The organism is Nonomuraea phyllanthi, assembly GCF_006334985.2.
GTDB lineage: Bacteria > Actinomycetota > Actinomycetes > Streptosporangiales > Streptosporangiaceae > Nonomuraea > Nonomuraea phyllanthi.
On the sequence record NZ_VDLX02000007.1, the window covers coordinates 104,950 to 131,946 of the forward strand.

25 protein-coding genes and 1 riboswitch are annotated in these 26,997 nt (G+C 71.6%); of the genes, 11 read left to right on the plus strand and 14 right to left on the minus strand.

All coding sequences use genetic code 11. The annotated features are described in order from the left end of the window. Position 1: 1 nt before the first annotated feature. From FH608_RS19850 to FH608_RS19860, 3 genes are all read right to left on the minus strand, one after another. On the minus strand, positions 2–916 hold the full coding sequence (locus FH608_RS19850) for a carbohydrate ABC transporter permease (RefSeq protein ID WP_139632045.1): 915 nt from the start codon (positions 914–916) through the stop codon (positions 2–4). A gap of 4 nt (positions 917–920) precedes the next feature. Continuing rightward, positions 921–2,360, minus strand: coding sequence for an N-acetylglucosamine/diacetylchitobiose ABC transporter substrate-binding protein (ngcE, locus tag FH608_RS19855; RefSeq protein ID WP_139632046.1), 1,440 nt, complete (start codon positions 2,358–2,360; stop codon positions 921–923). Positions 2,361–2,485: 125 nt separating this feature from the next. After that, the gene (locus tag FH608_RS19860; protein WP_193318522.1) at positions 2,486–3,691 is read right to left on the minus strand and encodes a DUF4032 domain-containing protein; all 1,206 of its coding nucleotides are present in this window, start codon (positions 3,689–3,691) and stop codon (positions 2,486–2,488) included. A 22-nt stretch (positions 3,692–3,713) separates the two neighbouring features. On the opposite strand from FH608_RS19860, the gene FH608_RS19865 reads away from it, so the two are divergent. Beyond that, positions 3,714–5,282: a DUF885 domain-containing protein gene (locus tag FH608_RS19865; protein ID WP_139632047.1), complete on the plus strand. Its 1,569-nt coding sequence runs from the start codon at positions 3,714–3,716 to the stop codon at positions 5,280–5,282. A gap of 69 nt (positions 5,283–5,351) precedes the next feature. Here the strand turns inward: FH608_RS19865 and FH608_RS19875 are convergent, their stop codons facing one another. Next, entirely contained in the window at positions 5,352–5,990 is a 639-nt protein-coding gene (locus FH608_RS19875) for a class II aldolase/adducin family protein (RefSeq protein ID WP_139632048.1), read from the minus strand. 37 nt (positions 5,991–6,027) lie between these two features. Continuing rightward, positions 6,028–6,621 carry a TetR/AcrR family transcriptional regulator gene (locus FH608_RS19880; protein WP_139632049.1) on the minus strand — a complete coding sequence of 198 codons (594 nt, stop codon included), beginning with the start codon at positions 6,619–6,621 and terminating at the stop codon, positions 6,028–6,030. A gap of 46 nt (positions 6,622–6,667) precedes the next feature. Here FH608_RS19880 and FH608_RS19885 point away from each other — a divergent pair, with 46 nt between their 5' ends. Beyond that, complete coding sequence (locus tag FH608_RS19885) at positions 6,668–7,585, plus strand: carbohydrate kinase family protein (RefSeq protein WP_139632050.1); 918 nt, start codon at positions 6,668–6,670, stop codon at positions 7,583–7,585. Next, positions 7,582–8,796, plus strand: coding sequence for an aminotransferase class III-fold pyridoxal phosphate-dependent enzyme (locus FH608_RS19890; RefSeq protein WP_139632051.1), 1,215 nt, complete (start codon positions 7,582–7,584; stop codon positions 8,794–8,796). Before FH608_RS19885 ends, FH608_RS19890 begins: the two co-directional genes overlap by 4 nt. Here the strand turns inward: FH608_RS19890 and FH608_RS19895 are convergent. The 4 genes from FH608_RS19895 to FH608_RS19910 all read right to left on the minus strand — a co-directional run bounded on the left by FH608_RS19895 (position 8,793) and on the right by FH608_RS19910 (position 11,648). Further along, positions 8,793–9,638: an alpha/beta fold hydrolase gene (locus tag FH608_RS19895; RefSeq protein ID WP_226899712.1), complete on the minus strand. Its 846-nt coding sequence runs from the start codon at positions 9,636–9,638 to the stop codon at positions 8,793–8,795. The genes FH608_RS19890 and FH608_RS19895 overlap by 4 nt on opposite strands. Before the next feature lie 66 nt (positions 9,639–9,704). Continuing rightward, positions 9,705–10,352 (minus strand): hypothetical protein, encoded by a 648-nt coding sequence (locus FH608_RS54170; RefSeq protein WP_317135571.1) that lies wholly within the window; start codon positions 10,350–10,352, stop codon positions 9,705–9,707. A gap of 181 nt (positions 10,353–10,533) precedes the next feature. After that, positions 10,534–10,668: riboswitch (cyclic di-AMP (ydaO/yuaA leader) on the minus strand. A 171-nt stretch (positions 10,669–10,839) separates the two neighbouring features. Beyond that, on the minus strand, positions 10,840–10,992 hold the full coding sequence (locus FH608_RS19905) for a DUF5302 domain-containing protein (RefSeq protein WP_263008699.1): 153 nt from the start codon (positions 10,990–10,992) through the stop codon (positions 10,840–10,842). Beyond that, entirely contained in the window at positions 10,989–11,648 is a 660-nt protein-coding gene (locus tag FH608_RS19910) for a class I SAM-dependent methyltransferase (protein ID WP_139632053.1), read from the minus strand. Before FH608_RS19910 ends, FH608_RS19905 begins: the two co-directional genes overlap by 4 nt. A gap of 106 nt (positions 11,649–11,754) precedes the next feature. Between FH608_RS19910 and FH608_RS19915 the strand changes: the two genes are divergently transcribed. After that, entirely contained in the window at positions 11,755–12,741 is a 987-nt protein-coding gene (locus FH608_RS19915; protein WP_139632054.1) for a rod shape-determining protein, read from the plus strand. 187 nt (positions 12,742–12,928) lie between these two features. Here FH608_RS19915 and FH608_RS19920 read toward each other — a convergent pair whose 3' ends face one another. From FH608_RS19920 to FH608_RS19935, 4 genes are all read right to left on the minus strand, one after another. Then, on the minus strand, positions 12,929–14,149 hold the full coding sequence (locus FH608_RS19920) for an ABC transporter permease (RefSeq protein ID WP_193318523.1): 1,221 nt from the start codon (positions 14,147–14,149) through the stop codon (positions 12,929–12,931). Between the two features lie 62 nt (positions 14,150–14,211). Further along, the gene (locus tag FH608_RS19925) at positions 14,212–14,934 is read right to left on the minus strand and encodes an ABC transporter ATP-binding protein (protein WP_394367688.1); all 723 of its coding nucleotides are present in this window, start codon (positions 14,932–14,934) and stop codon (positions 14,212–14,214) included. Then, positions 14,931–16,055 (minus strand): peptidoglycan-binding protein, encoded by a 1,125-nt coding sequence (locus tag FH608_RS19930; RefSeq protein WP_226899713.1) that lies wholly within the window; start codon positions 16,053–16,055, stop codon positions 14,931–14,933. The genes FH608_RS19925 and FH608_RS19930 overlap by 4 nt, the downstream gene beginning before the upstream one ends. A gap of 5 nt (positions 16,056–16,060) precedes the next feature. Next, on the minus strand, positions 16,061–16,570 hold the full coding sequence (locus FH608_RS19935; protein ID WP_139632056.1) for a hypothetical protein: 510 nt from the start codon (positions 16,568–16,570) through the stop codon (positions 16,061–16,063). Positions 16,571–16,757: 187 nt separating this feature from the next. Between FH608_RS19935 and FH608_RS19940 the strand changes: the two genes are divergently transcribed. Both FH608_RS19940 and FH608_RS19945 read left to right on the plus strand, forming a co-directional pair. Next, positions 16,758–17,414, plus strand: a complete 657-nt coding sequence (locus FH608_RS19940) for a response regulator transcription factor (RefSeq protein ID WP_139632057.1) — start codon at positions 16,758–16,760, stop codon at positions 17,412–17,414. Then, complete coding sequence (locus FH608_RS19945) at positions 17,411–18,595, plus strand: sensor histidine kinase (RefSeq protein ID WP_139632058.1); 1,185 nt, start codon at positions 17,411–17,413, stop codon at positions 18,593–18,595. The genes FH608_RS19940 and FH608_RS19945 overlap by 4 nt, the downstream gene beginning before the upstream one ends. Positions 18,596–18,780: 185 nt before the next feature. On the opposite strand, the gene FH608_RS19950 is transcribed toward FH608_RS19945, so the two are convergent. Continuing rightward, positions 18,781–20,040, minus strand: coding sequence for an MFS transporter (locus tag FH608_RS19950; RefSeq protein ID WP_139632059.1), 1,260 nt, complete (start codon positions 20,038–20,040; stop codon positions 18,781–18,783). Positions 20,041–20,402: 362 nt separating this feature from the next. Here FH608_RS19950 and FH608_RS19955 point away from each other — a divergent pair, with 362 nt between their 5' ends. From FH608_RS19955 to FH608_RS19975, 5 genes are all read left to right on the plus strand, one after another. Next, entirely contained in the window at positions 20,403–22,184 is a 1,782-nt protein-coding gene (locus tag FH608_RS19955; protein WP_139632060.1) for a serine/threonine-protein kinase, read from the plus strand. Next, positions 22,181–23,737: a serine/threonine protein kinase gene (locus FH608_RS19960; protein ID WP_226899714.1), complete on the plus strand. Its 1,557-nt coding sequence runs from the start codon at positions 22,181–22,183 to the stop codon at positions 23,735–23,737. The genes FH608_RS19955 and FH608_RS19960 overlap by 4 nt, the downstream gene beginning before the upstream one ends. 54 nt (positions 23,738–23,791) lie before the next feature. Continuing rightward, a complete protein-coding gene (locus tag FH608_RS19965; protein ID WP_139632061.1) occupies positions 23,792–24,223 on the plus strand; it encodes a VOC family protein in 432 nt (143 codons plus the stop codon). A gap of 95 nt (positions 24,224–24,318) precedes the next feature. Continuing rightward, positions 24,319–25,095, plus strand: coding sequence for a hypothetical protein (locus tag FH608_RS51570; protein WP_193318524.1), 777 nt, complete (start codon positions 24,319–24,321; stop codon positions 25,093–25,095). Positions 25,096–25,176: 81 nt separating this feature from the next. Further along, entirely contained in the window at positions 25,177–26,976 is a 1,800-nt protein-coding gene (locus FH608_RS19975; protein ID WP_139632062.1) for a glycoside hydrolase family 15 protein, read from the plus strand. The last annotated feature ends 21 nt before the right edge of the window (positions 26,977–26,997 follow it).

Here is a 26,997-nt window from a genome sequence, read left to right on the forward strand (position 1 = left end):
TCTACAGCTCAACCCTCTCACGCCTGGTCGTACGCAAGGTCAGCACGGCGAACGTCACGGTCAGGAAGAACAGCGCCACGCCCATCGCGCAGGCGTACCCGACCTTGTTGTAGGCGAAGGCCGTCTTGTAGATGGTGACGGGCAGGATGGTCGTCGCGCCGTCGGGCTCGCCCTTGTCGCCGGCCAGCACCTGCACCAGCGCGAACCCGTCGAAGGCGGCGATCCCCAGGTAGATCCAGCCGACCTGCACGGTGTCGCGCAGCAGCGGCAGCGTGATCGCGAAGAACAGCCGCACCCGCCCGGCACCGTCCAGCGCCGCGGCCTCGAAGTAGTCCTTGGGGATGGCCGCCATGCCCGCCGAGAACAGCACCACGTAGAAGCCGACGCCCTGCCAGATCATCACCGCGATGAGCGACCAGAGCGCCAGGCCCGGCTCGGTGAGCCAGCCGACCGGCTCGACGCCGAACCGGGCGAGCACGCCGTTGATGACGCCGTCCGCGTCGGGCCGGTAGACCGCCTGGAAGAGCACGCCCACCACGGCGACGGCCAGGACCTGGGGGAAGAAGAACACCACCCGGTAGAAGGTGGACCCCCAGACCCCGCGCATGCCCGCGCCGCGCGGGCCGCCGCCCAGGTTCAGCAGGAACGACAGGAACAGCGCGATGGCGATCGTCACGATCGGCAGCACGAGCAGGATGACCCCGTGGTTGCGCAGCGCCTGCCAGAACACCTCGTCGCCGAAGAGCCGGCCGAAGTTGTCCAGCCCCACGTACTGGACGATCGAGCTGTATCCGTTCCAGCTCGTCAGGGAGAGCTGGAACGCCTGGACGTACGGGCTGATGACGAAGACCGAGTAGAGGACGAGCGGGACGGCGAGGAAGCCGGCGACGAACCCGTACTTGCGCAGCCGCTCCATCGGCTCACTGGCTCCGCGTCTGCTTGGCGACGGCGTCGTCCTTCTTGACGGCGTCGGCCTTCTTCTGCATCTTCGCGCAGAAATCCTCCGGCGTGATCCGCCCGGCCATCACCACGTTGATCTGCTGGGTGCCGTAGTCGAACAGCTCCTTGTACCAGCCCTCGAAGCGCGCGTCGGTGATGATGTTCTCGCCGGCCGCGTCCTGGGCCCTGGCGGCGCTGCGCAGCCCGGCGGGCAGGTCGAGGCCCTCGGCGGCGCCGTTCACCACCGTGAGGTTCTCGGTCTTCTCGGTGAAGCCGCGCGCGCCCTCCTTGGAGAGCATGATGCGCAGGTATTCGAGGCCGCCCTGGGGGTTCTTGCCCTTGGCCGCGACCACGAAGTTCTCGCCGACGCCGACCTGGATGGCGCCGTACGGCATCGCGTCGGCGGCGGTGACGTCGGGGATGGGGGCGATGGCGTACTCGAAGTCGTCGGGGATCTCCTTGGCCATCTCGTTCTCGATCCAGGAGCCGACCGGGTAGAAGAGCAGCTTGTTCTGGAGCTGCTTGATCTGGGTCTGGGTGTGGTCGAGGCCGAAGTACGCTTTGTCGCCATATTTCGCCTGGACATCCACCCAGGCCGTGACCGCCTGCTTCATCGGCTCGGCGTTCCAGGCGTTGTCGACCAGGTTGTCGATGTCGATGAGGACCTGGTTCCCACCGATCTTGGCGGCCGTGTAGAGGACGTTCCAGAGCTGGTAGTACGGGCCCTTCTGCCCCGGGTACGCGAACAGCAGGATGTCCTCCTGCTTGGCCGTGTCGCCCAGCGCAGTGAACTCGGCCCAGGTCTTCGGCAGCTGCCATCCCCTGGCCGCGAACAGCTTGGCGTTGTACCAGAGCGCCCGGTGCGAGACCGTGTAGTTGAGCACCAGGTCCTTGCCGTCGATCTTGGCGTTGTCGAGCACGGCGGGCGTGACGGTGTCGCGCACCTTCTTGGCCGGGTCGTCGATGGACGGCGCGTCGAACAGCACGCTCAGGTCGGCCAGGTGCCCCTCGGCGGCCAGCGCGGCCAGGTCCATCGACTCGGGGCCGGAGTTGTTGAGCACGTCGGGCACGTCGCCGCTGATGAAGCGGGGGCGCAGCTGGGTGCCGATCGCCTGCGTGGCGTTGTGCTTGACCGTGACACCGGGGAACTCCTTCTTGTAGAGCTCCTCGTGCAGGTCCTTGGCGTACGCGTCGCCGTACCCGCCGCTGAAGATGACCACTTCGAGCGGCTTCTTCGGATCGACGCCGAACGGGTTCTTCGCGTCGGCGGAGGCGCTGATGGTCGGCGCGGCCGACGGCTCCCCTCCTCCGCCGCCGGTGGCGCAGGCGCTCAGGAGGCCCGCGCCGGGGCCGGCGACGAACGCGGTCATGCCGATGCGGCGCAGCAGCTGGCGCCGAGTGATCTCGCCCGGGTAAGTCATGGGGGGCTCCCGTGGGGAATTAGGAAAGTTTCCTAAACGTTCCCGCAACGTACGAACGGCCCCCGACACCCGTCAAGGGGGCGCAATCGATACGTGACCTTGCCGTGATCCCCCCGCCTGCGAGGTCAGACCGGTTCGTCCGGGAGGAGCGCCCTCTCGTCGGGCTTGTGCACGAGCACGTTGTTCACGTACGACTTGACCGCCTCCGCCAGCCCCACGTCGGCGCCGCCCTCCTCCGACAGGAACCAGCGGTGGTCGAGGATCTCGTGGAAGAGCTGCGCGGGCTCCAGCTTGCCGCGCAGCTCGGCGGGGATGGCCTCCACCGTCGGCTGGAACACCTCCGCCAGCCAGCGGTGCGCCACGATGGCCTCGTCCTCGTGCCGCAGCCCCTTGGCCACCCGGAACCCGTCGAGGTCGTTGAGCAGCCTGCGCGCCTGGTTCTCCTCGACGTCGAGGCCGGTCAGCCGGAGCAGCCGCCGCTGGTGGTGGCCGGCGTCCACGACCTTGGGCCGGACGATGAGCCGCCCGGTGCCGACCTTGCGCCGCACCATCATCTCGGCCACGTCGAAGCCGAGCTGGTTCAGCCGCCGGATGCGCTGCTCGACCCGGTGCCAGTCGACCTCGTCGATGATCTCGCTCTGGTTGATCTCGTCCCACAGGCGGTGGTAGCGGACGACGACGTCCTCGGCGGTGTCCATGGGGTCGATGGACGGATGCAGCAGCCCGCCGGCCTCCAGGTCGAGCATCTCGCCGAAGATGTTCGTGTGGGCGGCGTCGATGTCGGCCAGCCGCTGGCCCTCGCTGATCATGGGGTGCATCTCGCCGGTCTCGGCGTCCACCAGGTAGGCCGCGAACGCCCCCGCGTCCCTGCGGAACAGCGTGTTGGACAGCGAGCAGTCGCCCCAGTAGAAGCCGTTCAGGTGCAGCCGCACCAGCAGCACCGCCAGCGCGTCCAGCAGCCGGGTGAGGGTGTCGGGCCGCAGCGTGCCCGACATGACCGCCCGGTAGGGCAGGGAGAACTGCAGGTGCCGGGTGATCAGCGCGGCGTCCAGCCCCTCGTCGCGGCCGGTGACGTACGCGACCGGCTCCACGGCGGGGGCGTCCAGCCGGGCGAGGTCCCACAGCAGCTGGTATTCGCGCTTGGCGTACCGCTCGCTGATCTCCTTGATCGCGTACACCTTGCCGGAGAGCCTTGCGAACCGCACCACGTGCCGCGATATGCCGCGCGGGAGATCGACGAGGTGGTGCTGGGGCCAGTCTTGCAGCGGCACCTCCCAGGGGAGGCGAATCAGGTCAGGGTCACCTAGCGCGCCAGTGATCTGCAGGGGCATTTGCTCAGGATAAGGTGCACCGGTGGACGAGTTTCTCAAGTGGTACTTTTCCGACCGTCCCGTCGTGGCCAGCTCGCTGGGGGCCGACGGTTACGATCACACCCTCGGTGACTTCACCGCCTCCGCCTGGGCCGCCCGCGAGCGCGAGGAGGCCCGCTGGCTCGAACGCCTGTCAGCCGCCGAGACCGCTTCCCCCGACGACGCGATCGACCGCGACCTGGTCGTCTCCCAGCTGAGAGGATCGATCGCCCTCGCGTCCTGGCCGGAGTGGCGGCGCGACCCCGCCGTCTACCTCGGGCCGATCTTCACCTCGATGTACGCGCCGTTCCAGCGGCGGCTCAAGCCCGAGCCCGAACTGGTCGCGTCGGCGATCCTCCGGCTGGCCGAGGTGCCCGGCGTGCTGGCCGCCTGCCAGGCCAACCTCGACCCGGGCCTCGCCGCGCCGCTGCTGGTCAAGCGCGGGCTCGGCCAGGCGCGCACCGGCCGCAACTTCCTCACCCGGACGATCCCGTCGATGGTCGAGGACCCCGCGCTCGCCGCCAAGCTCGCGGAGGCCGCCGAGCCGGCCGCGCGGGCGTTCGACGAGCTCGTCACGTTCCTCGAGGGGTTCGAGTGCGGCGGCACGTGGCGGATGGGCGAGCGGCTCTACTCCACGCTGCTGCGCGAGAAGGAGATGCTCGGGTACGGCGCCGCCGAGCTGCACGAGAAGGGCAGGGCCGCCTGGGCCGAGCTGGACGCGCGGATGCGCGAGGTGGCGGTCCGGGTCAACGGCGGCGACGACTGGCGGGCGGCGATGGAGTTCCTCATGGACGACCATCCGCCGACCCTGGCCGACATGCGCGCCGAGTACGCGGCCGAGACCGCGCGGGCCAGGGAGTTCGTACGCGAGCGCGACCTGGTCACGTTCGCCGACGGCGAGGAGTGCGACGTGCTCCCCTCGGCGGAGTACACCCGTCCCGTCCTGTCCGTCGCCCACTATCTCGCGCCCCCGCCGCTCAGCAGCTCGCGCAAGGGCATCTTCTTCGTGCCGTACACGCCTGACGACTTCACCCCCGAGCAGGTGCGGCAGCGGCTGCGGACGAACTCGCGGGCCCAGATGCCGTCGATCGCCGTGCACGAGGCCTATCCGGGGCATCACTGGCACCTGTCGTACATGGCGGGCAACCCGCGTACCGTTCGGAAGGTCTTCCGCACCCCGTACTTCACCGAGGGGTGGGCCCTGTACGTCGAGAAGATGCTGCACGAGCAGGGCTACTTCGACACCCCGGCGACCGAGCTGGCGCACCTCGACTGCCGGATCTTCCGCGCCGCCCGGATCGTCGTGGACACCGCGCTGCACTGCGAGGACATGTCGATCGAGGAGGCGGAGACGTTCATGGCGACCAAGGCGTCGCTGTCGCCCGGCACCGCGCAGGGCGAGGTGAACCGCTACTGCGCCTGGCCGACGCAGGCGCCGTCCTATCTCACGGGCGCGATCGAGATCGACCGGATCCGGGAGTCGTTCCAGGGCTCGCTCAAGGAGTTCCACGACCGGATCGCCGGGTCGGGCGGGCTGCCCCTGGGGCTGGCGGAGCAGGTGGCCCTGTCCTGAGCCGCGGGCTCATGGGCGGCGGGCTCAGGGGCGCCGGGCTCAGGGGCGGCGAGGTCAGGGGCGGCGAGGTCAGGGGCGGCGGGGGAACTCGGGCGGGTTGAACGAGCGCTCGACCACCGCGGCGAGCTGCTCGTCCGTGAGGACGGTGGGCTTGCCGACGCCGAGCCCCCGCACGTAGACCTCGCACAGCCACTCCAGGAGCCGGGTGGCCTCGAACGCCTCCTCCAGCGTCGCCCCGATGGTCACCCCGCCGTGGTTGGCCATCAGGGCGGCGCGCTTGCCCTCCATCGCCGCCCGCACGTTGGCCGCCAGCTCGGGGGTGCCGTAGGTGGCGTAGGGCGCCACCTTCACGGTGCCGCCGAGCAGCAGCGCGTTGTAGTGGACGGGCGGCAGCTCGGTCATCGTGGTGGCCACGACCGTCCCGAACACCGAGTGCGTGTGCACGATGGCCCTGGCGTCCGTGGCCTGGTAGACGGCCAGGTGCATGGGGGTCTCGCTGGACGGCTGGAGCTCCCCCTCCACGAGGTGGCCCTCGACGTCGACGACCGGGCAGGTCTCCGGGGTCAGCCTGTCGAGCGCGACCCCGGAGGGCGTGACCGCGACGAGCTCTCCCTCGCGCACGCTCAGGTTGCCCGACGTGCCGATGACCAGGCCCAGCTCGACGGCGCGGCGGCCGTACTCGCACAACTGCTCGCGCAGGCTCCTCATGGGTGGCGAATCTAGTCGGTCGTCCGAATAACGGCAATCAGCTCGCTCGCAGGCGGTCGAGCGCCTGGAGCATGAGGCGCTCGACGTCGACGCGGCTGAGCCGCCCCGGGTAGAGGAGCAGGTGCAGGCTGAGGCCGTCGACCAGGGCGAGGAGGTGCTCGGCCAGGTCGTCCAGGTTGTCGTCCGCGCCCAGCTCGCCCGCCGCGCGGGCCTGCCCCAGCAGGTCGCGTACGGCGGCGCGCAGCTCGGCGGCCTCCGCGCGCTGCACCTCGGCCAGGCGCTCCGAGGCGAGGCTGCGGCTCCAGAAGCTGACCTCCAGCCGGGTCTCCTGGGTGCGCTCTGCGTCCAGCGGCAGGTTGTCCAGCAGCAGCTCGCGCAGCGCGGCGAGGCCGCTGACGCCCTCGACCTTGCGGGTGAGCCGGTCGCGGATGCGCTGGTGCGACTGTCGCAGCGCGGAGAGCAGGATCTCGTCCTTGTCGGCGAAGTAGTGGGCGAGCACCCCGTTGGAGTAGCCGGCCTCCTTGGCGATGGCCCGGGTGGTGGCGGCGTCGATGCCGTCCCTGACGATCACCCGGCGGGCGGCTGCCAGGACCTCGCGCCGGCGCTCGTCGTGATCGACGATCTTGGGCATCGGCTCCTCCATTGACTTTTTATTCGGACGTCTGTCTATTTAGACTATGACCGTCGCCACCGTCGGCGTCCACATCGTCGACATCCTCGCCAGGCCCGTCGATCACATCCCCGAGGGCCAGGACACCGTGCTGGTGGACCAGATCCGCCTCACCGCCGCGGGCGCCGCCGCAGGGACGGCGGTGGACCTCGTCAAGCTGGGCAACCCCGTGGTCACCATGGGGGCCGTCGGCGACGACGAGCTGGGCGACTTCCTGCTGGCGGTGCTGACCAGGCACGGCGTGGACGTCTCGCGCCTGGTCCGCAGGGCCGGGGAGCAGACGGCCGCCTCGATCCTGCCCATCAGGCCGGACGGCGGGCGGCCCAGCTTCCACGTGCCGGGGGCGAACCTCTCGGTGACGTACGCCGACCTCGACGCCGACGCGCTGCGCGCGGCGCGGGGCATCCACCTGGGCGGGATGGACGTCACGTTCGGCCTGGGAGACCCGTCCTTCTTCGCCCTGCTGGACGCGGTGCGCGCGAACGGCACCGTCGTCACCATGGACCTCCTCTCCGAGATGCCGGACCTGCTGGGAATGGCCCGCGCGTTCCTGCCGCACGTCGACTACGTGCTGCCGAACGAGTCGCAGGCGCTCCTCATGACCGGCTGCTCCGACGTCCGCGAGGCGGCGCGGGCCCTGCTCGCGGACGGGCCGCGCGGCGTGATCGTCACGCTCGGCGCCTCCGGCAGCCTCGTGGCCACCAAGGACGGGCTTGAGGAGGTGCCCGCCCTCAAGGTGGACGTCTCGGACACGACCGGCTGCGGGGACGCGTACTGCGCCGGATTCCTGACCGGGCTCCTGCATGGGCAGGACGTGCCCGTCGCGGCCCGCTGGGGCACGGCCGCCGCCGCCCGCGTGGCCACGGGGCTCGGCTCGGACGCCGGCCTCACCGACCTCGACTCGACTCTAAGGATGCTCGCATGACCGACGCAGAACTCCGCCAGAGGGCCTTGAAGGTCGTGCCCGGCGGCATGTACGGGCACCTCAACGCCGCGCTCTTCGCCCCCGGCTTCCCGCAGTTCTTCGCCAGGGGCGAGGGCTGCCGCCAGTGGGACGTGGACGGGCGCGCGTACATCGACTTCATGTGCAGCTGGGGCCCGGTCGTGCTCGGGCACCGGCACCCGCGCGTGGAGGAGGCCGTCGCCCGGCAGTCCGCGCTCGGCGACTGCCTCAACGGCCCCGGGCCGATCATGGTGGAGCTGGCCGAGCTGCTCGTGGACACCGTGCCCAGCGCCGACTGGGCGATGTTCTCCAAGAACGGCACCGACGCCACCACCCAGGCGCTCATGGTGGCCAGGGCCGCCACCGGCCGGACCAAGGTCCTGATGGCCCACGGCGCCTACCACGGCGCGGACCCCTGGTGCACGCCGTCGCTGTCCGGCACGACGCCGAACGAGCGGGCGGACCTGGTGGAGTTCACCTACAACTCCCTGGAGTCGCTGGAGGCCGCGGCGGCGACCGTGGAGGGGGACGTGGCGGCGATCATCGTGACGCCGTTCCGGCACGACTCGTTCGAGGACCAGGAGCTGGTGGAGCCCGCGTTCGCGCGGGGCGCCCGCGCGCTGGCCGACCGGCTCGGGGCGGCGCTGGTGATCGACGACGTGCGGGCCGGGTTCCGGATCGACCTGCGCGGGTCCTGGGAGCCGTACGGCGTGCGGCCCGACCTGACGGCCTGGTCGAAGGCCATGGCCAACGGCTATCCGATCGCGGCCGTCACCGGCACGGACGCGCTGCGCGGCCCGGCGCAGACGCTCTACTCCACGGGCTCGTTCTGGTTCTCGGCGATCGCCATGGCGGCGGCCAAGGCCACCATCGAGACGCTGCGCGACACCGACGGCATCGCCGCCATGGAGCGGGCCGGGACGCACCTGCGCGAGGGGCTGTACGCGCAGGCCAAGTCCCACGGGTTCGTGGTGAACCAGACGGGACCGGTGACGATCCCGTGGCTCAGCTTCGACGGCGACGCCGACCTCTCGGTCGCGATGTGGTGGAGTGACGCCTGCCTGCGCCACGGCGTCTATCTGCATCCGTGGCACAACTGGTTCATGTCGGCCGCCCACACCGAGGCCGACGTGGCCGCCGCCCTGGAGGGCACGGACCAGGCGTTCGCCGAGACCCGTGCCCACTTCGGCTAGCCGGTCGTGAGCTTGGCGATCTCCTCCACGAACGACGGCCAGAGCTCGCGCGGCAGGTCGTGCCCCATGCCGGGGTAGGTGACGAGGCGGGCGCCGGGGACGGCCGCTGCCGTGGCCCGGCCACCCTCGATCGGGACGAGCGGGTCCGCCTCGCCGTGCAGCACCAGGGTGGGCACCCGCACCCCGGCGAGCAGTTCCGTACGGTCGCCCGAGGCCATGATCGCGGCGAGCTGCCGGGCGGTGCCGTCGGGGTCGAAGCACCGGTCGTACGCCAGCGCGGCCCGCTCGGCGATCTTCTCCGGGTCCGGCGCGAAGCCGGGCGAGCCGATGATCGACCAGTTCCGCACCGCCTGGGCCAGCGCGGCCTCGCGGTCGGGCGCGGCCCTCGTCATGAGCACGGCCAGGGCGGCCTCCGTCGGCGGCGCCACGGACGGCCCGGGCGTGGACATGATCGAGGTGAGGGTCAGCACCCGATCGGGGTGGCGGATGGCCAGGGCCTGGGCGATCATGCCGCCCATCGAGGCGCCGACCACGTGGGCGGCTTGCCAGCCGAGGGCGTCCATGAGCCCGGCCGTGTCGTCGGCCAGGTCGTCCAGCAGGTACGCCGAGGGCGCCCCCCTCGCGGGAACGCCCTGGTCGTGGAGGTGCGTGGACAGGCCCGAGTCGCGGTTGTCGAACCGTACGACGTGGTGTCCCTGCTCGGCCAGCAGTTGGCAGAACTCCTCGTCCCACTGGATGAGCTGCGCGCCCAGCCCCATGATCAGGAGGAGGGGACGGCCCTCGTGCGAGCCGAAGCTGTCATAGGCGATGTGGATGCCGTTCGCGGCTACGCGGGTGGTCACGATGACCAGAATGTCATTCTGTTCACGGGTCGTAAAGCCGCCATCCGGCTTCTCGTGGCCGCGGGCTCAGCGCCCGGTGTCGGCCACGGCACTGGCCACGACGGCGCCCGTGGTGAGCGTGCTGCCCGTCTCGTTCACGACCGGTGCGGGCACGGCCTTCCCCGCCGCCGGAGGCTCGGCCGGGTTGTTGTCCCGCTCGCCCCACGCGCCGGTCGAGAACGGCACCGGGTGGTTCTTCTTGCCCGGCCCGTCGCCCCACTTGGTGATGACGTAGTCGACCTTGATGTGCCCCTGGCCGCCGACGCCGTCGACGCCCAGCGTGTCGGAGTTGAACGTGCCGCCGGTGAGCTCGGCGAAGGTCTTGGCGTCCAGGTCCAGCATGACCCCGCGACTGGAGGGCTCTCCCGGCCCGCGGTCGCCGACGAAGAAGGGCATCTTCTTGCCCTTGTAGATGACGTAGCCCTCGGTCAGGAGCGGCCAGCTGGGGCTGGCGACCATGCCCTTCTGCATGGGCCTGCCACTGGCCGGCATGCCGGTGTCACCGGCGCGGCCCGAGCCGTCGTCCCAGAAGTACGAGGCCGTGGTGGAGCCCTTGAGCAGGATCTTCTCGTCGGAGGGGGAGTCGGCGTGCGCAGCGGTGCCGGCGATGGTGATCGCGCCGAGCGTGCAGGCGGTGAGCACAGCGAGGGAACGCAGGCCAGAACATGCAGACATGAAAGTAAAGTCCTTCGCGAGGGGGCGGGGAGCGCGCGCTCACGTGCATGCGCAGCAGGGCATGAACACCTGACGGGGGGCGGGCTACGCGGAGCGCGAAACGAACCTGGGGAAGGGTCCGCTCAGGATGCGGCGGCCATCATGCTGCCGGGGGGTGCGACACGATCATCAGGTCGGTCATATGTCCTCTCCATCTCGCCTACCGGGTTAGCTGACGGGTTCGGGCGTGGAGATGCCCTACCGACACGCGGTCGGATTCACCCCATTTGGGTGGGTCCCCGGTTCCCGATCGCTCGGGATTCGGCGCCAGCCGGCTGTTCCTCCTGGATGAGGTCCACGCCACCGGCTGTGAATTGGGCAACACTCTAACCACGTATTCCGGACATACGCAAACACTTCACCATGAAACGGGCAGAAGATCTACCTACCCTCACAAAGCAAAAGGGGGCCCGGCAATGCCGTGCCCCCCGGGGGAAGGAACCTGGTCTCAGCCGCCGCTCTTGCGCCTGAACGATCTCTTGTTCGCAGCCGGACCGTGCGTCCCGTGGATCTTCGACGGGTCGCCGCCCCTGCCACCGGCGCCCGAGCCCGCATGCTGGTTGCGCTTGCGCTCCAGCGCCTCGCGGAACTTGCGCTTCATCTCGTCCTCGGGAGTCTCGCTGACTTCCGGCTCCGGTGTTTCCGCCATGAGGACCTCCATGGTGTTGGGGACAGTCCCAGCTTCGCATGACGCCGCTTACGACGCGAAACCGGCTTCGGCCTGTTCGCGAGGAGCGTTGCGGGTGACAGCGGTGAACGGGTCACCGGCGAGTGAACGCCACCAGGCGGAAGACCGGGTTCGAGCCGACCGGACCCGGACCGGTCGGACGGCTCGGGACGCCCTCCCGGGCCGTGCGCGGCACGCTTGTCGACCGTCGTGACGAACACTCCCCCTCGCCGCAGCACCCGCGCGGCCTCGGCGATCATCGGGCGGGCGTCGTCGAGCAGGTGCAGCAGCCAGATCGTGCTCACCGCGTCCACCGAGCCGTCCCGTACGGGCAGCGCCCGGCCGTCGCCCAGCACCACGTCCACGCGCCCGGCGGCGATTCGCGCCATCCCCGCGGAGGCGTCCACGCCCAGCACCCGCAGCCCGCGCCCGGCCAGCTCCCCCGTCACCAGCCCGGTGCCGCACGCGACGTCGAGCAGCGTGCCGCCGCCGGGCACGAGGCGGCACACGGCGTCGGCGGCCGCCCTGGCACGCGGCAGCCCGCCCCTGGTCTCGTCGTAGTGTCCGGCCTCAAGGTCGTAGTCCAGCACGGCGTGCCTCCCTAAGGACGAATGCCGCAGATCAACATACCTGGGTAAAAGTGAACCGTTCGGATCGTGGTGTTGGCTTGGAGCGGCTCCGGAAATAGACCCGACCATGAGTCTCCTGGGCCGCGACCTGGCGATCGACCTCGGAGGCGCGAGCACGCGGATCTACGCCAGGGGCAGGGGCATCGTGCTCGACGAGCCCTCGGCGGTCACCCTCGACGACCGGACCGGCAAGGTCATCGCGTACGGCGCCGACGTGACGTCCGGGCCGACGTGCCGGCCGGTCAGCGGCGGCCTGCCCGCCGACGGCGAGCTCACCCGGCTCATGGTCAGGCACTTCCTGGGCAAGGTGCACCGGGTCCCGCTCGCCCGGCCACGCCTGGTCATGGCCCTGCCCGACGGCTCCAGCCCGATCGAGCGCACCGCGCTGAGCGACGTGGCGTTCGAGGCGGACGCCCGGCGGATCGAGCTGATCCCGCACTCGTTCGCCGCCGCGCTCGGGGCGGGCCTGCCGCTCGGCGACTGCGCCGGCCACATGGTGATCGACGTCGGACGCGACTCGACCAGGATCGCCGTGCTCTCGTCCGGGGCCGCCGTGAGCACGACCGCCGTGCCGGGCGGCGGCGAGGCCGTCAACCGGTGCATCGTGCGCCTGGTCGACCGCGAGCACGGCCTCGTCCTCGACGAGAGCGAGGCGGAGGCGGCCAAGCGCGCGGCGGGCACCGAGTGGAAACCGCTGAACCGGCACGTGACCGTGCGCGCCCGCGACCCCGGGACCGGCCGCGAGCACGAGGTGCGGCTCCCCGTGCAGGAGATGTACGAGGCGTCCAGGCAGCCGATCGAGGCGATCGTCCGGGCCGCGATGGAGGCCGTCGAGCAGTGCCCGGCCGAGCTCGCCGCGGACCTCGGGGAGCGCGGCGCGGTGCTGATGGGCGGCGGCGCGCTGCTGCGGGGGCTCGCGCGGCGGTTGCGGGCGTCGCTCGGCATGCCGGTGCGGCGGGTGGAGCGGCCGCTGGAGTGCGTGGCCCTCGGCCTGGGGCGGTGCGTGGACGATCTCGGCCTCGTCTCCCGGCTCCGCGTCACAGCAGGCCCGTAGGGGTGCTTGCCGGGCGGCCTGGACGATTCCGGATGGCGTACGGAACGTCCGCACCCGCCCACCACCACCGTCGCCCGCGCCGCGCGCATGAGGCGCATGGCGGGCGAGGGTGGTGGCGGCACGGCGCCTCGGCCCCGGGACCATCGGCACGCGCCGAGACCCTGGAGCCCTCCGGCACGCGCGGAGGTCAGGGCGCGGACAGGGCCTCCGTCGGCGACAGGCGGGAGGCGCGGATGGCCGGGTAGAGCCCCGCCGCGGCGCCGATGACCAGGGTCGCCACCAGGCCGCCGACCGTGGCCCAGGCGGGCACGACCGAGGGCCAGCCGCTGTAGAGCGCGTACCCCATCGTGACGCCCGTCCCCAGCAGGATCCCCCCGCCCCCGCCGAGGGCCGACAGCAGCAGCGACTCGGCGAGGAACTGGGTGCGGATCTGCCCGCGCGTGGCCCCGAGCGAGCGGCGCAGACCGATCTCCGCGCGCCGCTCCAGCACCGAGATGACCATCGTGTTGGCCACCCCGACCCCGCCCACGAGCAGCGCCACCGCGCCGACCCCCAGCAGCAGGTTGGCGAACGCCTGGCTCGTCGCCTGCTTGGCGGCCAGGGCGTCGGACGGCCGGGAGACGTCGACCTCGTTGGGCGCCTCCGGGTTGGCGGTCGCGGCCAGCACCTGGCGTACGGACTCCAGCCTGGCCTCGTCCGAGCGGGTGTAGAGCGTGGTGGGGTGCCCGTCGAAGCCGAGCCTCGACTCCGCGACCGGCCAGCCCACCAGGACGCCCGCGTCGAGGTCGGTGGCCAGCGCCACCGGGTTCAGTACGCCGACGACCGTGAACCGCATGCCCCCGACGACGACCTGCGTGTCGGGCGAGACCGCGCCCACGCCGAGCCGCTGGGCGGCGGAGGAGCCGAGCACGGCGGCCGGGTAGCGCTCGGTGGCGGCGTTGAGCCAGGTGCCGTCGCGCAGGGTCGCGCCCACGGTGGCGGGCAGGTCGAGGCGGGCGGCGTACGTGGCGATGCCGCCGGTCTGGGCCTCGGGGATCTGCTCCGACCGGTAGACCTTGACGTCTCCCATGCGCCCGATCGACGAGACCGCCTCGACGGGGCCGATGCGCTCGATCATCGCCTCGGCGTCCTTCGGCATCTGCGCGGCCTCGCCCATGAGCGTGGTGCCGGACGAGACCGTGAGCAGGTTGGTGCCGAGCGCGGAGAGCGTACGGTCGAGTTCGGCGCCCGACGAGGACGACAGCCCGACCACGCCCACCATGGCGGCGATGCCGATGGCGATGCCCAGCGCCGACAGGAACGCCCGCAGCGGCCGGGTGCGCAGGCCCACCGCCCCGACGCGCATCACGTCGCGCGGCCGCATCCTGGCGGGTGACAGCTTCGGCCGCGCCACCTCCACGAGGCTCATCCCGGCACCCCCACCTCCGCTCCTGGCACTCGCGGCTCCGTCCATCCCGGCACCTCTGCCGCTCATCCCGGCACTCCCGTCTCGGCGGGCCAGGACGGCTCGGGTGCCACGGCGGTGGTGTCGGAGATGATCGTGCCGTCGCGCATCCGTACCTGCCTGGGCAGGCCGGCGGCGATCTCCCGGTCGTGCGTGATGATCACGATGGTGGTGCCGCTCGCGTTCAGCTCGCGCAGCAGCTCCATCACGCCCGCCCCGGACACCGAGTCCAGCGCCCCGGTCGGCTCGTCGGCCAGGAGCAGGCGCGGGTCGCCCGCCACCGCCCTGGCGATGGCCACGCGCTGGCGCTCGCCGCCGGACAGCTCGTGCGGCTCGTGGTCCATGCGGTGCCCGAGCCCGACCCGTTCGAGGGCCCCGGCCGCGCGGCGGCGGCGCTCCGCCCTGCCGAGGCCGGTGTAGATGAGGCCGTCGGCGACGTTGTCCAGCGCGGGGACCTTCGGGGCGAGGTGGAACGACTGGAACACGAACCCGATCGTGGTGGCCCGCAGCGCCGACAGCCGGTTGTCCGACAGCTTCGACACGTCGTACCCGTCGATGTGGATGGTCCCGGACGTGGGGCGGTCGAGGGTGCCGACGACGTTCAGCATCGTCGACTTGCCCGACCCGGACGGGCCGACGATGGCGACCAGCTCGCCGTGCTCGATCCGCAGCGACACCGACGCCAGCGCCGCCACGCCACCCGGGTACGTCCTGGACACGTCCGTCAGGGCGATCATGGGGTACGTCAACTCGGCACCCCCACGGTCATGCCCTCGGTGAGCCCGTCCCCGCTGACCTCGACCCGGCCCCCGGCGAACAGACCCGTCTCAACACCTATATATCGGGACTTGCCGCCTTCGATGACCTCCAGGCCGAACCCGCCCTCACGCAGCGCCACCAGCGCCGCCACCGGCACGGTCAGCACGTCCTCACGCTTCGAGGCCGTGAACGTCACGTCCACCGCCGCCTTGTCGAGCCCCTTGGCCGACGCGGAGCTCCCGATCGAGACGAGCGCCTCGACGCGGGTCTGCGGCTCGGAGTCCTGGCCCTCCCCCGGCTCGATGACCGTGGCCACCTCGGTCACCTTGCCCTTCACGCTCTTGCCGTCGGGCAGCGTGACCTCGACCTTGGCCCCCTTCTTGGCCATGCGCTGGTCCTCGGTCTCCAGGGTGACCGTGACGACCTTGGACGTGCCGGTATAGGTCAGGACGCCCTTGCCCGGGGCGGTCGGCTGGCCCTCCTCGGTCTGCGTGCTCTCCACCCGCACCTTGCCGGGCGCGAACACGACCCGGCCCAGCTCCACCACGCCCGTCTCGTCCAGCCCGCGGTCGTCCTGCCACTCCCTGACCGCCTCGGCCGTGGCATAGGTGTACTCGTCGTCGACCGTGAACCCGTCGTAGCCGAGCTTGCTGAGGTTGCGCTCCAGGCTCTCGACGTCCTTGCCCTCCACCCCGACCTTGAGATCGCGGTACGCGGGCGTCGTGCCGTACATGAGCATGACCGGCTGGTTGTCCACCCGGTACAGCGACCTGCCGCGGGTGATCTGCGCGCCGCTGTCGGGCAGCCAGGTGATCGTGCCGGGCTTCCTGCTCACCGCCGTGGTCACCGGCCCGTAGCCGAGCTCGCCGTCGGCGTCCATGGTGTCGTTCAGGGTCTGCCTGGTCACCGTGGTCGTCGCCGGGGGCAGCACCGCGGCCGACCGCGTCGGGGCGGCGCCGCCTTCGAGCAGGCCCGCGCTGTTGACCGCGACGAACCCGCCGCCGGCCACCGCCACCACGACCAGCAGCACGGCGGCCGCCCTGCCCCGGCGGCGGCGGCGCGGGCGGGAGGGCGTCGCGTCCGGCTCCGCCTTTCCGTCAAGCGTGGCCATCCCGCTCATCCCATGCCCGCCTCGGCCATCTCCTTCTGGCACTTCTCCTGGGCGGACTTGAAGTCGGGGTCCTGGCCCACCTCGGGGGTGATGCGGATCATGTTGCCCTCGGGGTCCGGGTACTTCTCCACGCCGTTGTCACGCATGCACTGCGCGACCTTGCGGATCGCCTCCGCCCGCTTGGGGTCGCCCTGACCGCCCTGCTCGCCGCTCGGGGCGTACTGCTTGCACGCCTCCTGCGCCTTCTCGACCTTCTCCCTCGGTACGCTCCCGTCGAACTTCATCCTGATGCCCTTGCCCGGCTCCGGGTCGTCCATCTGCACGCCGTTCTCGCGCATGCACTGGGCGAACTTGAGCATCTTCTGCTGCGGATCCTCACTCGGCGCCGCACTGGCCGCGGCCTGGCCGCCGGTGCCGCTGACCGACGCCACGTCGGCTCCGCCGCCGTCGTCCGCGCCGCATCCCGTCAGGAACAGCGCGGAAGCCGCCAGCACGCCGAGGACTCGTCCTCGCATGAGATCTCTCCTCTGTTGGAAGAACACCGTTGAACGGACACCACCGGACGGGCACCGCCGCACAGATGTCGTTTCGAGGGGAGATGCAATAGCGGCGCGTGTTTCCTCAGCGTTTCCATCCACCGCTTATCTCGAGCAAATGCCGGCTCCTCCACACTCAGCTCTGTAAGCGGACGAAAGGTACGCCATGCGGGTGCTGGTGGTGGAGGACGAGCGGCTGCTCGCCGACGCGATCGCCGAGTGGCTGCGTGAAGAGACCCACGCGGTCGACCTGGCGCACGACGGCGAGGCCGCGCTGGAACGCATCGCGGTCAACGACTACGACGTGGTCGTGCTGGACCGCGACCTGCCACGCGTGCACGGCGACGAGGTGTGCAGGGAACTGGTCGAGTCGGAACGGGACGCGCGGGTGCTGATGCTGACCGCCGCCGCCCAGCTCGACGACCGGGTGACCGGGCTGTCCATGGGGGCCGACGACTACCTGACCAAGCCGTTCGCGTTCCCCGAGCTGGCCGCCCGCGTGCTCGCCCTGGGGCGGCGCTCGCGCCCGGCCGCGCCGCCCGTGCTGCGGCGGGCCGGGATCACGCTGGATCCGGCACGCAGGGAGGTGTTCCGGAACGGGCGGTTCGTACCGCTGTCGAAGAAGGAGTTCGCGGTGCTGGCCGAGCTGATGCGGGCCGACGGGAACGTCGTCTCGGCCGAGCAGCTGCTGGAGAAGGCGTGGGACGAGAACGCCGACCCCTTCACCGGCGCGGTCCGGCTCACCGTGCTCAAGCTGCGCCGCAAGCTCGCCGACCCGCCGGTCGTGGAGACCGTGCCGGGGGTCGGGTACCGGATCGCATGAGCCTCCGGTTGCGGCTCACGCTGATGTACGGAGCCGTCTTCCTGGTCGCCGGGCTGACCTTGCTCGGCGTCACGTACCTGCTGTTCGACCAGCAGCTCAACCAGTCGTTCGAGAACCGGGTGGCGCCCGAGCCCGGCCGGGTGAAGAACCTGTTCTTCGCGAAGGACGGCGTCGTGCTCTCCGGCGACGCCGCCGTGGAGTGGCTGCGGCAGCAGGAGGCGGAGCTGCGCGGCGCGGCCGTCACGTCACTGATCACGCAGGGCGTCATCGCGCTCATCGTGGTCGGCGGCGCGGCCGTCGGGCTCGGCTGGATCGTCGCCGGCCGCGCCCTCGCCCCGCTGAACCGGGTCACCGACACGGCCGCCAGGATCGCCGCCGCCCCCATGGCCGAGCGCGGCCTGCACGAGCGGATCGCCCTGGAGGGGCCGTCGGACGAGGTCAAGCGGCTGGCCGACACGTTCGACACCATGGTGGAGCGGCTGGACCACTCCTTCGACGGGCAGCGCCGGTTCGTCGCCAACGCCTCGCACGAGCTGCGCACACCGCTGACCCTTAACCGGGCGCTGGTCGAGCTGGCCATGCACCGCCGCGCCGCCCCGCCCGAGGTCAAGGAGCTGGGCGAGAGCCTGCTGGAGATCAACGCCCGCCACGAACGGCTCATCTCCGGCCTGCTCCTGCTGGCCAGGTCCGACCAGGAGATCACCGACCGGTCGCCGGTGGACCTGGCGGACGTGGTCACCCACGTCGTCGCCCAGACGGCCGGGGACGCCCACGAGGCCAAGGTCACGGTGTACGAGGTCGTCGCGCCGGCTCCCACCACCGGGGACGCGCTGCTCCTCGAACGGCTCGTGCACAACCTGGTCGAGAACGGCATCCGGCACAACCTGGCCGACGGGAGCGGGTGGGTACGGGTGGTGAGCCGCACCGTGTCCGGCACCTCCTCCTCTGGCAAGGTGGAGGTCGAGGTCAGCAACACCGGGCCGAGCGTGCCGCCGTACGACATCCCCCTGCTGTTCAAGCCGTTCCACCGGCACGGGGCCGAACGCACGGTCACGGCCCGGAGCGCCGGCCTCGGGCTGTCGATCGTGCGGTCGGTGGCGGTGGCGCACGGCGGGGACGTCAGGGCACGCCCGCGCGAGGACGGCGGGCTCGTCGTGACGGCCTGGCTACCTCGCGCCTGACCTCCTCCGGGGCCCGTCGCCTCCTCCGAGGGTCCATGGCCTCCTCCGGGGTCAGGCGCGGAGAGCGTCGCGGCCTCCTCCCGGGGGCAGGTGCGGAGAGCGTCACGCCCTCCTCCCAAAGGCAGGTCCGCGGAGCGTCGTGGCCTCCTTCGGATGTCAGCGCCGGGAGTGAGTTGCGGAGCCCGTCACGAGACCGGCGCTGCCGATCGAGGGGGTAAGTGCGGCGCGTCAGGAGTCGAGGTGGGGTCGGTGCCGGCTCGGATGCGCCACACCGCCGGCACCAGCAGGGTGCCCGCCGTGACGAGCACCGCAACCACCGCGCCCAGCACGAGCACCGGACGGGTGCCCAGCCAGCCCGCCGCAGGACCCGCCAGCCCCATGCCGATCGGGGCCGCCACGAGAGCGCCGAGCATCGTGACGGAGGTGGCCCGCGCGACGAACGGCTCAGGCAGGTTGCGCTGGATCGCGGTGGTCTGGAGGACGTTGTACACGACCAGTTGCATGCCGGCCGCCACTCCCGCGGGCGCGAGCAGCCAGACCCCGGCGGGGATCGCCAGCAGCGCCGGCAGCGGGGCCATCAGGAGGAAGAAGAGCAGCGCGGCGACCATGGGCCGCGACGGTCTCCAGCGGGCGCTGACGAAACCTCCGGCGAGGCCGCCGACCGCGTAACCGATGCCGATCGCCGACCAGGCCGGCGCGCCGCCGAGATGCTCGTCCGCGACGTACGGCCCCAGCACCATGATCGGGGAGATCACGACCGCGTTCGTGAGCGCGACGTGGATGGTCCACGTCCACAGCCAGGGCCGCCGGGCCACCTCCGCCATCCCCCCGGTGATGCCGGCCGGCAGCCCACCGCCCGGCCGCGGCGGTGCCGTGGTGGCGGGCAGCCGGCGCAGAAAGGCCGCGCTCGCCAGGAACGTCAGCGCGTCGATCGCGACGGCCCATCCTGGCCCGACCAGCGCCACGAGGGCCCCGGCGGTGCCGAGAGCCAGCATCGACGCGGCGCTCCTGGACAGCGAGACCAGGGAGTTGGCCGCTTGCAGGTGCTCCCTGCCCGCCAGCGAGGCGACCAGGCCCACGGCGGTCGGGTTGAAGAAGGCGGACCCGGCGCCCGCGACGAGCTGCAGGACCACCAGCGCCCAGAGGCTCGCGGTGCCGGTGAGCAGCAGCACCGCCGTCGCGCCGTGCGCCGCGAACCGGACGAGGTCGGCGAGCAGCATCACCGTCCTGCGGGGGAAGCGGTCGCCGACCGCGCCGCCCACCAGGGTCAGGACGATGACGGGCAGCCTGGTGCTCAGCACCACGATCCCGAGGTCCACGGGTGATCCGGTGAGATGCAGCACGGCGAACGCCATCGCCAGCGGGGTCAGGGAGTCTCCGAACGCGGATGTGGTCTGGCCCAGGTAATAACGTCTGAAGCCCTTGATGGCCAACGGCGCGAACATCGACCGAGTGCGAGACTGTGTCACGGCGCTTGCGGGGTCGGCGCGCGTGGATGTGGCGGCGCCCGTCTCGCCCTCGGCGGCGCTCCGGATGGTGCGATCGGACAACGTGCCCCCCAACGGTCCCGTGACGTCGGCCCCCGAACGGGCCGGTGCGGGCCGAAGATCCGTGGATACCTTGCCAGGCGCCACCGACAATTCAGGGACAGGCTCGGGACGGAGGGCGTCCGACCGTGGCGGTGGGAGCGGTGATCGGTCGGCGGCCGGAAGGTTTTCGACAGCTCCGGAACATCACTACAAATCCGAACTTAAGTCGCTATGGTACGTAAAGATCGCTCGCCCCCGTCTCAGGAGTCGCTTCTCTCATGGCGCATGTCGAACCGCTGCGAGAGGACGACCCGGCGGCGGTAGGCCCGTACCGCCTGCTCGGCCGGCTGGGCGCGGGCGGCCAGGGGACGGTCTACCTCGGGCAGGCGCCCGAGGGCCCGCACGTGGCGGTCAAGGTGCTGCGCGAGGGCGCGGGCCACGACGACAGGCTGGCGAAGGAGATCGCGGCGGCGCGGCGGGTGGAGCCGTTCTGCATCGCGCAGGTGCTGGACGTCTCGCTGGGCGCGCGGCCGTACATCGTCACCGAGTACGTCGAAGGCCCCTCCCTCCAGCAGGCGGGTCGCCACAGCGGGGCCGACCTGCAACGGCTGGCGGTCGCGACGGCCACCGCGCTGGCCGCCATCCACCAGGCCGGCATCGTGCACCGGGACTTCAAGCCCGCCAACGTGCTCCTCGGACCCGGCGGGCCGCGCGTCATCGACTTCGGCATCGCCCGTGCCATGGACGACGCCCTCACCCACACCAGCAGCATCGTGGGCACGCCCGCGTACATGGCGCCCGAGCAGCTGGCGGGGCAGCCGGTCGGGCCGCCCGCGGACGTGTTCGCCTGGGCGTCGGTGATGGCGTGGGCGGCCAACGGGACGCCGCCGTTCGGGCAGGACACGCTGCCTGCCATCGTCAACCGGATCCTGCACAACGAGCCGCAGCTCGGCGAGCTTCCCCATGTGTTGCGGTCGATCGTGTACGACTGCCTGGCCAAGGACCCGCTTGCCCGGCCGACCATGCGGGACGTGATCCTGCGGCTGTTGAGCGGCCAGAACGCGTCGACGGCCCCGGAGCCGCGCCGGCCGGACGACGTTCACGCGCAGGCCCAGGACTGGAGGCAGGGTCCGGGGCCGGTGCTTGGCCACGGGCCGATGCCCACGCCCGGGTCTGGTCACGGGCCGATGCCGGCGCCGGGACACGGACCTGTGTCAGGGCAGGGGTATGAGCCGATGCCAGGCCATGGGCCAGTGCCAGGCCATGGGCCGGTGCCAGCGCACGGGCCGATGCCTGGGCACGGGGCGGCGCAAGGGCCGATGGCGGGGTACGGGCCGGGGCAAGGGCAAGGGCATGGGGCCGGGCACGGGCCGGGGCCGAGGGGGCGGAGGGCGGCGGGGCGGCGGATCGGGGTGCCGGTGGCCGTGGGCGTGTCGGGTGTCATGGTGGCGGCGCTCGTCGGCGGTGTCCTCTGGCTCGCCCCCGGATCCGACACCCCCATCTCGGCATCCCTGGTCACCGCGTCCTCGAGCCCTTCCCTGACCCCGTCCCCGAGCCAGAGCCAGAGCAAGAAGCGCCCGGCCACGACGCCGCCCCCGCGGAAAACCCGCAGGACCACTCATAAGCCCGCCACACCGAAGCAGACCACGGCGGCGCCCACCACGGCCTCCTCCAAGACGGCGCCGCCGACGAGGACCCCGACGCCCACCCGCAGCACCAAGAAGCCGGCCGGGAGCGCCAGGGTCAGCATCCTGGCGATCGACCTGTCCGGCGGCCCCGGTCAGAGCGACGCGGGCGGCTGTTACATGCCGCCGGTGCACTTCCAGAGCAAGGTGGAGGCGACCCGGTCGGAGGTGTGGGTCTCGTACGCGTGGCTGGTCGACGGCAAGTCGGTCCTGCGTACCAGGTCGTGGGTGTCGGAGGGCGAATACACCGCGTTCGTGACCTCCGGCCAGTACATGCTCCCGGCCGGACGCCACACCGTCACCCTCAAGGTCACCTCGCCTTCCGCGACGCAGAAGAGCGTCTCGTTCGGCGTCTGCGCGCTGGAAACCTGGTGACGCCGGAGTTCGTCGGCCCGTACCGGGTCGTCAGGCAGCTCGGCGAGGGCGGCCAGGGCATGGTCTACCTGGCGACCGCCCCGGACGGTACGCCGGTCGCGGTCAAGGTGCTGCGCGAGGGGGTGCCCGGTGACGGCCGGTTCGCGAAGGAGATCGCGGCGGCGCGGCGGGTGGAGCCGTTCTGCATCGCGCAGGTGCTGGACGCGTCGCTGGGCGCGCGGCCGTACATCGTCACCGAGTACGTGGACGGCCCGTCGCTCCAGCAGGCCGGCCTGCACGCCGGGGCGGACCTGCAACGGCTGGCGGTCGCGACGGCCACCGCGCTGGCCGCCATCCACCGCGCCGGGGTCGTGCACCGGGACTTCAAGCCCGCCAACGTCCTGCTCGGGCGGGACGGGCCGCGCGTCATCGACTTCGGCATCGCGCGGGCCATGGACGCCGCGCTGACCCGTACCAGCAGCATCGTGGGGACGCCCGCGTACATGGCGCCCGAGCAGTTCATGGGCGCGCCGGCCGGCCCGGCCGTGGACGTGTTCGCGTGGGGCTCGGTCATGGTGTACGCGGCCACGGGCGCCCCGCCGTTCGGCAACGACTCCCTGCCGGCGGTGCTCAGGAGGATCCAGTACGAGGAGCCGCGCCTGGACGGGGTGCCCGAGCCGCTGCGCTCCATCGTGTACGCGTGCCTGGCCAAGAACCCCGCCGCCCGCCCGGCCATGCAGGACGTTCTCTTCAGGCTCATCGGCGGTCAGGCACCGGCGCCCGCCCCCGCCCCGCCCCAGGCGGCACCCCCGGCACCGGGCGCCCCAGCGCAGACCGGGTTCCCGGGGCAGCCGCCGGGCCGGCCGGTCGCCCACCTCCACACCGTGCCCCCGAAAGCGGGCTCGGGGCGGGTGACGGCGCTCCTGGCCGCGGGTACGGCGGTGGTCGTGGCCGGGGTGGGGACGGCGGCGTGGCTCTGGCTGCCCATCTGGCCCGGCCGGACCACCACCGCCACCGCCGTCACGGCCCCGACCCCCGCGGCCGGCTCGAAGGAGACCGCCGGCACCCGACATCCCACCGACCCTCCGCCGCGGAAGACCCGCAAGGCCACCAAGAGCCGCCGGCCCGCCACGTCCGGCCCGACCGGGCGCCCCACGACGAGCCCTACAACGAGGCCCACGACGGGGTCCACGGGCGGAACCGGGAAGCCGAGCACGAGGCCCACCACGAAACCCACGACCGCGAAGCCCACGACGAAGGCCCCCACCTCCACGGTCCGGTCGGTGTCCTTCAGCTACGAGGGCTACCAGGTGGGCGACTGCTGGCGCAACGACACGAACATCTGGGCCAAGGTCTCGGCCACGGGCACCTACAGCTACCGGTGGCTGGTCAACGGCCAGAACCAGGGCAGGCAGCAGGGCACGCCGACGTCGAAGCCGCTGCTCCCGTCCATCACGTGGAAGGGCGGCGGCACGTACGCCGTCGTCTTCGAGGTGATCACCCCCACGAGCCTCAGGAAGAGCGCCAGCGTCAAGATCTGCAGCAACAGCGAGAGCTGGGGCGAGGGCTGGTAGGGCCGGGCCCGAATGGGTAATGATCACCCAAAACGGACGGGAGCAAAAACCGACATGTCAGCATCACCACCCTCGATCCCCCGGTTCCACCTGGCCATGCCCGTCGACGACCTGGACGCGGCCCGCCGCTTCTACGGCGACCTCATCGGCTGCGCCCAGGGCCGCAGCTCCGACACCTGGATCGACTGGAACCTGCACGGCCACCAGTTCGTCACCCACCTCGCGCCCGCCCCCTCGAAGCGGGTGCACAACCCCGTGGACGGCCACGACGTCCCTGTGCCCCACTTCGGGCTCATCCTCTCGATCCCCGAGTTCCACAAGCTGGCGGACCGCTTCCGCGAGGCGGACACGGAGTTCGTCATCGAGCCGTACCTCCGCTTCGAGGGGCTGCCGGGCGAGCAGTGGACGATGTTCCTGCTCGACCCGGCGGGCAACGCCCTGGAGTTCAAGGCGTTCGCCGACGACTCGCAGGTGTTCGCCGTCTGATCCGCGGCACTGTCAACCCGACTCCGCGGCACTGTCAACCCGGTGTCCGGGTGCCACGTCTCCTCATGTGCCACATTCGTAGCAAAGGAGGCGCCGTGCGCGTTCTGCTGCTCGTCCCAGCCGCCGCCCTGCTGCTCCAGCCCGCCGCCGCCCAGGCCGAGGTCGTGGAGTACGCGTGCACCGTCACGGCCACGGGCGAGGTGCAGGACGTCAAGGTCGAGGTGGAGCTGACGGTGCCCACGGACGCCGAGGTGGACGTGCAGATGTCCATCGGCTGGCGCGGCTCGTACGTCGAGGGCTCGGAGTTACGCGCCCCCGCCACCGGGCTGGCGGGCGAGGTCAAGCTGTACGCCTACGCGGGCATCAGCGGCATCACGGGGCTGACGTCGGCCACCGGGGTCGCCCCTATCTCCACGATCGTCGCGGGAGAGCCCATCCCGCTCCCCACGACGACGGTCGAGATCAAGACGACGCCCAACCGGGAGGGCAGCGGGACCGTACGCGCGGCCTCTCTCAACTTCGGGACCAGCCCCAGCGACCGCCTGATCGAGTGCGAGCCCAAGAACGAGAACGCCTTGACGAAGCACCCGCTCACGATCCCCGGAGCGGGCGGGACGACGACCAGCCCGAGCCCCACCCCGGAGCCGAGCACAGAGCCCACCACAGAGCCCACCTCGGAGCCGACCACCGAGCCCACCACCGAGCCCACCACGAAGGCCCCCACGAAGACCCCGTCGGGAGCCGCCGACACGGGCGGTGGCGGGGCGGCCGGGCCCGACGGGCGGGTGCTGGTGGGAGCCGGCTCCCTGCTCGTCCTCGCCGCCACCACCGGCCTCTTCCTGCGCCGCCGCGGGCGCGTGCCCACGCTGTAGCCGCTGCGCGGGACCGCGAGGAGTACATCCCTTGCCGATCGTTTGGGCAACCGCCGACCATGCCCGGTCTAGGTTGATGTCATGGGATATCTGCCGATCGGCGAGCACGGGCTGATCGGTGACCTGCGTACGGTCGCCCTGGTGGGCACGGACGGCACGATCGACTGGTACTGCTGTCCGCGCTTCGACGCGCCCAGCGTCTTCGGCTCGATCCTCGACGACGAGCAGGGCGGGGCATGGGAGCTGGCCGCCGACCTGCCCGTGCGGACCAAGCAGTTCTACGTCCCCGACACGAACGTGCTCGTCACCCGGTTCTTCGCCGACGAGGGCGTGGCCGAGGTGCAGGACTTCATGCCGATCGCCGAGGAGGACTCGCTGGAGGCCGACCGGCACCGGCTGATCAGGCGGGTGCTGTGCGTACGGGGCGAGCTGCCGTTCCGCGTGCTGGTCGCGCCCCGGTTCTGCTACGGCGCGCAGCCGCACACCGTCCACGTGGGCGACGGCCACGCCACGTTCACGTCGGCCGACTTCGCGCTGACCCTGACCTCCACCGTGCCGCTGGAGAGCGACGGGCGGGACGTGCGGTCGTTCTTCACGCTGGGTGAGGGCGAGCAGGCCGTCTTCGCCCTGGACCGGGCGGCCGAGGGGATCGTGCCGCGCTCGTGCGCGCTGGCCGAGGCCGAGCAGGCGTACGGCGACACGGTGCGCTACTGGCGCCGGTGGCTGTCCGCCTCCCGCTACCGCGGCCGCTGGCGGGAGATGGTGCACCGCTCGGCGCTGACGCTGAAGCTGCTCACGTACGCGCCGACCGGCGGCATCGTCGCGGCGCCCACCACGAGCCTGCCGGAGCAGATCGGCGGCGGCCGCAACTGGGACTACCGCTACGTGTGGGTGCGCGACGCGGCGTTCTGCGTGTACGCGCTGCTGCGGCTGGGCTTCACCGAGGAGGCCGAGGCGTTCATGAGCTTCCTGTCGGAGCACGTCACGCTCGGCCGCAGCCAGCCGTCGGGGCCGCTGCAGATCATGTACGGCATCGACGGCCGTACCGAGTTCCCCGAGCAGGAGCTCACGCACCTCGAGGGCTACCGCGGGTCGGCTCCCGTACGGGTCGGCAACGCCGCCGCCGGGCAGCTGCAGCTGGACATCTACGGCGCGCTCATCGACTCCATCTACCTGTACAACAAATGGGGCAAGCCGATCTCCAGCGAGCGCTGGGACGAGCTGTGCGTGCTGGTCGAATGGGTCTGCGACAACTGGGACCAGCCCGACGAGGGCATCTGGGAGACCAGGGGCGGACGCAAGAAGTTCGTCTACTCGCGGCTCATGTGCTGGGTCGCCGTGGAACGCGCCATGCGCGTGGCCATCCAGCGCGGGCTGCCGGCCGACCTGGCCCACTGGCGGGAGGCCCGCGACGCGATCTACCGCGAGATCATGCGGCACGGCTGGTCGCCCCGGCTGCAGGCGTTCATCCAGCACTTCGACGACGACGTGCTGGACGCGTCGGTGCTGATGATGCCGCTGGCCAAGTTCGTCTCGCCCACCGACCCCAAGTGGCTGACCACGCTGGACGCCCTGGCCGAGGGGCTGGTCTCCGACACGCTGGTCTACCGCTACGACCCCAAGCTGAGCCCCGACGGGATGCAGGGCGAGGAGGGCACGTTCTCGATCTGCACCTTCTGGTACGTCGAGGCGCTGGCCAGGGCGGGCCGCGTGGAGGAGGCCCGCCGGGTCTTCGACAACATCCTCAGCTACGCCAACCACGTGGGCCTGTACGCCGAGGAGATCGGGCGCTCCGGCGAGCAGATCGGCAACTTCCCGCAGGCCTTCACCCACCTGGCGCTGATCAGTGCCGCCTTCAATCTCGACCACGCCCTGGGCTGACGAGCGCCCCACAAGCCGCCC